3 protein-coding genes are annotated in these 7,671 nt (G+C 66.5%); 2 read left to right on the top strand and 1 reads right to left on the bottom strand.

Going from position 1 to position 7,671, the window contains the following annotated elements:
* Positions 1-124: 124 nt before the first annotated feature.
* On the bottom strand, positions 125-823 hold the full coding sequence (locus tag RUR49_RS11430) for a cyclic nucleotide-binding domain-containing protein (protein WP_409146511.1): 699 nt from the start codon (positions 821-823) through the stop codon (positions 125-127).
* Between the two features lie 272 nt (positions 824-1,095).
* On the opposite strand from RUR49_RS11430, the gene RUR49_RS11425 reads away from it, so the two are divergent.
* Both RUR49_RS11425 and RUR49_RS11420 read left to right on the top strand, forming a co-directional pair.
* Positions 1,096-3,861, top strand: a complete 2,766-nt coding sequence (locus RUR49_RS11425) for a nitrate/nitrite transporter (protein ID WP_409146510.1) — start codon at positions 1,096-1,098, stop codon at positions 3,859-3,861.
* Positions 3,862-3,901: 40 nt separating this feature from the next.
* A complete protein-coding gene (locus tag RUR49_RS11420; RefSeq protein ID WP_409146509.1) occupies positions 3,902-7,657 on the top strand; it encodes a nitrate reductase subunit alpha in 3,756 nt (1,251 codons plus the stop codon).
* The last annotated feature ends 14 nt before the right edge of the window (positions 7,658-7,671 follow it).

Here is a 7,671-nt window from a genome sequence, read left to right as displayed (position 1 = left end):
GGCCAGGAGCAGGCGACGATCGCCGCCTGACTCAAACAAAACAGCCTCCGGCAAACCCGGCGCGGTTCAGGTAGCCACCGCCGCTATCGGCATTCCATGACGTAGCATAACAAGCGGTATGCGCTTAGCTTGCCGGGTCGTCGATCAAGGCGCTCGGCTGTGCCAGCTTGCGCAGGGCCTCGACATCGTGGATCGCGACCGTCGGCCCCTGCACGACGACTTGGTAGGCAGCCAACGCCGCAAAGGCACGCGAAAGCGCCTCCGGCGCCATTCCGAGCCGCGCGGCGAGCACCTTCTTGTCAAAGGGCAGTTCGAAGCAACCACTCGAGCCCGTCTCGGCGTCGCGTGTCAGGAGCCAGTTGGCGAGGCGTTCGAGTCCCGTCCGCAGCTTCTGGTTCTTGAGTTCCTTCACCACGTCCCGGTAGGCCACGGCGAGTTCCTCGCCGAGACCGCGAGCCAGCATGGGGTCCTGTGCGAACCCCTCCCGGATCGCCTCGGCCGGGATCATCAGGATGCGCGACGGCAGCAGCGATCGCGCCGATTTCAGGTAGAGCCGATCGAGGAGTACGGCGGCGAGAATGAAACTCTGCCCGGGGCCGAGTACCCCGACCGTCGTCTCGCGATCGCGGTGGGCCGAAAACATCTCGACGCGGCCGTCGACGACGATATGCAGGAAGTCCGCCCGCTCCCCCTCGCGCACTAGCTCCACGTGTGCGGGAAAGCGCTGCAGGAAAGCCCCGCGCATCAAGGTCTCGACGTGGCCGGGGGAGACGTCCCGAAACAGCCGAAGACGCCGCACCTCCTCGATATCGTCGCTGCGCATGAGCCGACCTCCACGATGAGCAACATAGCCTGATCAGCAGGCAGGTCCTTGATAAAAGTCAAGCGGCCGCTTGTGGTCGGTCGGAGCGAAGGGTGATCAGTTTCTCCCGCTCACTTGTGGAAGTGTGCGGCCCGAATTGAATCGTTCGAATGACGCTTGCCGCTTGATCCAGGTCAAACCCAGCCTGCCCCCCGCCCCACAACCTCCGAGCAGCCGGACGCCATGCGTCGTGCAGCTTGGGGGCGAGCATGCCAACTACGACTGATGCGGGAATGCCACCGAGCCTCTCTGACCAGCGGCGCGCCCTGTGGCTGTCGACGATCGCCTTCACCGTCTGCTTCGCAGTGTGGACGATCTTTGCGATCATCGGCGTGCAGATCAAAAACGACCTCGGACTGAGCGATACGCAGTTCGGCCTGCTGGTCGGCACGCCGATCCTGACGGGCTCATTGATCCGCCTGGTGCTCGGCATCTGGGCCGACCAGTACGGCGGGCGGGTCGTCTACACGCTGACTATGCTGTCGGCGGCGGTGATGACGGCGCTCCTGGCGCTCGCCTATGACTACCCGACCTTCCTGCTCGCAGCCCTCGGCGTCGGCATCGCCGGCGGTTCCTTCTCCGTCGGCGTCGCCTACGTCGCGAAGTGGTATCCGACGGCGAAGCAGGGCACCGCCCTCGGCATCTTCGGGGCTGGCAACGTCGGCGCCGCCGTCACCAAGTTCGCCGCACCGGTCATCATGGTCGCCTATGGCTGGCAGACGGTCGCGCTCGTCTGGGCGGCAGTCCTCGCCCTGATGGCGGTGGTCTTCTTCCTCTTCACCAAGGACGACCCCGACCTCGCGCGGCGGCGCGCCGTCGGCGCGAAGCCCGAATCCTTTGCGGCGATGATGGAGCCGCTGAAGAACATCCAGGTCTGGCGCTTCTCGCTCTACTATTTCTTCGTCTTCGGAGCCTTCGTCGCGCTGGCGCTCTGGCTGCCGCGCTACCTGATGGGCGTCTACGGCCTCGACATCGCCACGGCCGGCATGGTCGGCGCCGCGTTCTCGGTGCCTGCATCGATCTTCCGGGCCTATGGCGGCCACCTCTCCGACAAGTTCGGCGCCCGCCGCGTCATGTACTGGACGTTCATGGTCTCGGTGGTCTGCACCTTCGTGCTGTCCTATCCGCCGACCGACTACGTCGTGCAGGGCATCCGCGGCCCCGTCTCCTTCAGCATGTCCATGGGGTTGATGGGCTTCATCGTAACGATCTTCGTGCTCGGCTTCTTCATGAGCCTCGGCAAGGCGGCCGTCTACAAGCACATCCCGGTCTATTACCCGGGCCGCGTCGGCGCTGTTGGTGGTGTGGTCGGACTGGTGGGCGGCCTCGGGGGCTTCGTGCTGCCAATCGCCTTCGGCGCCCTGAACGACCTGACCGGCGTCTGGCAGAGCTGCTTCTGGCTGCTGTTCCTCATCGTCGCGGTGGCGCTGGTGTGGATGCACATCGCCGTCCGTCAGATGGAACGGCGGGCCGCAGACCAGGGCGTTGCACCCGCGGGCCTGCCGGAGTTGCCGGAGATGCAGCCGGTGCACGGGCCGGCGCAGACGGGCGCGCTCGCCGCCACCGGGCCGATCAAGGACTGGCGTCCCGAGGACCAGGAGTTCTGGCAGCACGGCGGGCGCGCCATCGCCCGACGGAACCTGTGGATCTCAGTGCCTTGCCTGCTCTTGTCCTTCGCCGTGTGGATGGTGTGGTCCGTCGTCGTCGCGAAGCTTCCGGCGGTCGGCTTCGCCTTCACCAACGAGCAGCTGTTCTGGCTCGCCTCGCTGCCGGGGCTCTCCGGCGCCACGCTGCGCATCGTGTACAGCTTCATGCCGGCGATCTTCGGCGGGCGGTTGTGGACGACGCTGTCGACCTGGTCCCTGGCGATCCCGGCGCTCGGCATGGGCTTCGCCGTGCAGGACCCGGCGACGCCCTACTGGATCTTCCTCGCCCTGGCGCTGCTCTGCGGCTTCGGTGGCGGCAACTTCGCATCCTCTATGGCCAACATCTCCTTCTTCTTCCCGAAGAGCGAGAAGGGAAGCGCGCTCGCCATCAACGCCGGCCTCGGCAATCTCGGCGTCAGCGTCGTGCAGTTCGTCGCGCCCCTCGCCATCACCGCCAGCGTGTTCGGCTGGCTCGGCGGTGATCCGCAAACGGCGACGGTCGGCGACGTCACGACCACGCTGTGGCTTCAGAACGCCGGCTTCGTCTTCGTGCCGTTCATCGTCGTCTCCGCCTTCGCGGCGTGGTTCGGCATGAACGACATCGCCACCATGAAGGCCTCCTTCGCCGACCAGGCGGTGATCTTCCGGCGCACCCACAACTGGATCATGTGCTGGCTCTACACCGGCACCTTCGGATCCTTCATCGGCTTCTCCGCCGCTTTCCCGCTGTTGTCGAAGATCCTTTATCCGCAGGTCGACGCGCTCGCCTACGCCTTCCTCGGGCCGCTCGTCGGCGCACTCGCACGGGCCGCCGCTGGCAAGCCGTGTGACAGCATCGGCGGCGGGCGCATCACGCTTTGGGTGTTCGCGGCGATGTCGATCGGCGTCGTCGGTGTCCTCATCGCCATCGGCAGGGCAGGGGAGGCGAGTTCGTTCCCGATCTTCTTCGCGAGCTTCCTGTTCCTGTTCGCGGCGAGCGGTGTCGGCAACGCCTCCACCTTCCAGATGATCCCCGCGATCATGCGCAAGGAAGTGGCGCGGCTCGAGCCGGGGATGACGCCGGCCGAACGCGTCCGGCAATCCGACAAGGAAGCCGCCGCGATCATCGGCTTCACCTCGGCGATCGCCGCCTATGGCGCCTTCTTCATCCCGAAGAGCTTCGGCTCCTCGATCGCCCTCACCGGCGGCGCGGAGACGGCGCTCTACGCCTTCCTCGCCTTCTACGTCAGTTGCCTCGTCGTCACCTGGTGGTTCTACACGCGCCGCGGCGGGCTGCTGCACGACATCGAGCGCGGCCGTCACGATGAACGCGAGCGTCCTGTCGTGATGCCCGCCCGGCGTCCCGCGCAATGATCCAGTCCCTGATCTCCAACGTCGTTCGAGGCACCAGACGATGAGCCATTTCCTCGACCGCCTGACCTTCTTCAACAAGGTCCGCGAGCCCTTCGCGGACGGCCACGGCATCACCACCAACGAGGATCGCGGCTGGGAGGACGGCTACCGCAAGCGCTGGCAGCACGACAAGATCGTGCGCTCCACGCACGGCGCCAACTGCACCGGCTCGTGCTCCTGGAAGATCTACGTCAAGGGCGGCATCGTCACCTGGGAGACCCAGCAGACCGACTACCCGCGCACCCGCCCGGACCTGCCGAACCACGAGCCGCGCGGCTGCTCACGCGGCGCCTCCTACAGCTGGTACCTCTATTCGGGCAACCGGGTGAAGTATCCGCTGGTGCGCTCGCGCCTGATCCGCCTATGGCGCGAGGCGCGCGAGACCATGCCGCCCGTCGCCGCCTGGGCCTCCATCGTCGAGGACCCCGACAAGCGCGCCGCCTACGTGAAGAAGCGCGGCCACGGCGGCTTCGTGCGCGCCGGCTGGGACGAGGTGACGGAGATCATCGCCGCCGCCAACGCCTACACCGTCAGGACCTACGGGCCGGACCGCATCTTCGGCTTCTCGCCGATCCCGGCGATGTCGATGGTCTCCTACGCCGCCGGCTCGCGCTACCTGTCGCTGATCGGCGGCGTCTGCATGTCCTTCTACGACTGGTACTGCGACCTGCCGCCGGCCTCGCCGCAGACCTGGGGCGAACAGACCGACGTGCCGGAATCGGCCGACTGGTACAATGCCGGCTTCATCATCCTGTGGGGCTCCAACGTTCCGCAGACGCGCACGCCGGACGCCCATTTCTACACAGAGGCGCGCTACCGCGGCATGAAAAGCGCGGTTATCTGCCCGGACTATTCGGAAGCTGCGAAGTTCGGCGACATCTGGCTGTCGGTGAAGCAGGGGACGGACTCCGCCCTCGCCATGGCGATGGGCCACGTCATCCTGAAGGAGTTCCACGTCGACCGGCAGGTGCCGTACTTCCGCGACTACGTCCGCCGCTACACCGACATGCCGATGCTGGTGCAGCTGGTCCGGCAGGGCGACCAGCTGGTGCCGGACCGCTTCCTGCGCGCCAGCGATTTCGATGCGGCGCTCGGCGAAACGAACAATCCCGAGTGGAAGACCGTCGCCTTCGACGAGACCACCGGCGACATCGTCGCGCCGCACGGCACGGTCGGCTTCCGCTGGGGCGAGACCGGCAGGTGGAACCTCGAGGAGAAGCGGGCGGACGGCACCCCGGTGACGCTGCGCCTCTCGCTCGACGGCATCCACGACGAGATCGCCGAGGTCGCCTTCCCCTATTTCGGCAACATTGAGCACGCCCACTTTGCATCGACCGACCACGCGAGCGTGCTGAACCGCCGCGTGCCGGTGAAGCGCCTGGCGCTCGCCGAGGGCGAGGCGCTGGTCGCATCCGTGCATGACCTGCTTCTCGCCAACTACGGCGTCGACCGCGGCTATGGCGGCGACAACGTCGCGCGCGACCATGACGATCCGGCGCCCTACACGCCCGCCTGGGCCGAGGCGATCACCGGCGTGTCGCGCGACAAGATCATCCACGTCGCGCGCGAGTTCGCCTCAAACGCCGAGAAGACCGGCGGCCGATCGATGATCATCATCGGCGCGGCGATGAACCACTGGTTCCACGCCGACATGAACTATCGCGGCGTCATCAACATGCTCGTCATGTGCGGCTGCGTCGGCCAGTCCGGCGGCGGCTGGGCGCACTATGTCGGTCAGGAGAAACTGCGTCCGCAGGCCGGCTGGGCACCGCTCGCCTTCGCGCTCGACTGGGGCCGCCCGCCGCGCCAGCAGAACTCGACGTCCGCCTTCTACGCCCACACCGATCAGTGGCGCTACGAGACGATGAACGTCGGCGACATCGTCTCCCCGACCGCCCCCCCGGGGCCGTGGGACGGCACCATCATCGACTACAACATCCGCGCCGAGCGGATGGGCTGGCTGCCCTCCGCGCCGCAGCTTCAGACCAACCCTCTTCAGGTGGCGAAGGATGCGGCCGCCGCCGGCCTGCCTGCGAAGGATTATGTGGTCAAAGGTCTGAAGGAGGGCACGCTGAAGCTCTCCTGCGAGGACCCCGACAACCCGAAGAACTGGCCGCGCAACCTGTTCGTCTGGCGGTCGAACCTGCTCGGCTCGTCCGGCAAGGGTCACGAGTACTTCCTGAAGCACCTGCTCGGCACGACGCACGGCGTGCTCGGCAAGGACCTCGGTGCCGAAGGTCGTGCCAAGGCGACCGAGGCGGTCTGGCACGAGCACGCGCCGGAGGGAAAGCTCGATCTTCTGGTGACTCTCGACTTCCGCATGTCGACGACCTGCGTCTACTCCGACATCGTGCTGCCGACCGCCACCTGGTACGAGAAGAACGACCTCAATACCTCCGACATGCACCCCTTCATCCATCCGCTGACCGGCGCGGTGGACCCGGCGTGGGAATCGCGCAGCGACTGGGAGATCTACAAAGGGATCGCCAAGGCGTTCTCCCGCGTCGCGCCGGAGGTGCTCGGCGTCGAGAAGGACGTGGTCCTCAACCCGATCAAGCACGACAGCGCCAATGAGATCGCCCAGCCGTTCGATCCGAAGGACTGGAAGAAGGGCGAGTGCGAGCCGGTCCCCGGCAAGACGATGCCGCTCGTCTTCGAGGTCGAGCGCGACTACCCGGCCACCTACGAGCGCTTCACCGCCCTCGGGCCGCTGATGGAGACGATCGGCAACGGCATCAAGGGGATGGCCTGGAAGACCGGACACGAGGTCGGGCACCTGAAGGCACTCAACGGCGTGCATCCGGACGGCGCCAACAAGGGCCTCGCCCGCATCGTCAGCGACATCGACGCCACCGAAGTCATCCTGATGATGGCGCCGGAGACCAACGGCGAAGTCGCCGTGCGCGCCTGGGAAGCGCTCGGCAAGGCAACCGGCCGTGACCACACGCATCTCGCGCTGCCGAAGGAAGACGAGAAGATCCGCTTCCGCGATGTCGTCGCCCAGCCGCGCAAGATCATCTCGGCACCGACCTGGTCGGGGCTCGAAAGCGAGAAGGTCTGCTACAACGCCGGCTACACCAACGTCCACGAGCTGATCCCGTGGCGGACGCTCACTGGGCGCCAGCAGCTCTACCAGGATCATCTGTGGATGCGCGCCTTCGGCGCTTCCCTCTGCGTCTACAGGCCGCCGATCGACTTGAGAGCGATCCTGCCGGTCATCGACCGGAAGCCGAACGGCGAGAAGCAGGTCGTGCTGAACTTCATCACGCCGCACCAGAAGTGGGGCATCCACTCCACCTATACGGACAACCTGCTGATGCTGACGCTGTCGCGCGGCGGCCCGTGCATCTGGATCAGCGAGGGCGATGCGAGGGCCGCCGGCATCGTCGACAACGACTGGGTGGAGGCCTTCAACACCAACGGGGCGCTGGTCGCCCGCGCCGTCGTCTCCCAGCGCGTCAAGGACGGCATGGTGATGATGTACCACGCCCAGGAAAAGATCGTGAACGTGCCGGGCTCTCAGATGACCGGCAACCGCGGCGGCATCCACAACTCCGTCACCCGCATCGTGCTCAACCCGACGCACATGATCGGTGGCTACGTCCAGCAGGCCTACGACTTCAACTACTACGGTACGATCGGCACCAACCGCGACGAATTCGTCGTGGTGCGCAAGATGACGGCGATCGACTGGCTCGAGCGTCCGCATGCCGACGCATCGCCCTCCGCAATCCCCACCGTCCAGGCGGCCGAGTAACCGGGAGACGACCG

Source organism: Pseudoxanthobacter sp. M-2, assembly GCF_046156265.1.
GTDB lineage: Bacteria > Pseudomonadota > Alphaproteobacteria > Rhizobiales > Segnochrobactraceae > CAMDHY01.
The sequence above is the reverse complement of the archived record's forward strand: the minus strand, read 5'-3'. Positions and strand labels throughout refer to the sequence as shown.

Bases quoted from the DNA above. Each gene is read 5' to 3' on its own strand.
- RUR49_RS11430 (WP_409146511.1), bottom strand. From the start codon at position 823: ATGCGCAGCGACGATATCGAGGAGGTGCGGCGTCTTCGGCTGTTTCGG.
- RUR49_RS11425 (WP_409146510.1), top strand. From the start codon at position 1,096: ATGCCACCGAGCCTCTCTGACCAGCGGCGCGCCCTGTGGCTGTCGACG.
- RUR49_RS11420 (WP_409146509.1), top strand. From the start codon at position 3,902: ATGAGCCATTTCCTCGACCGCCTGACCTTCTTCAACAAGGTCCGCGAG.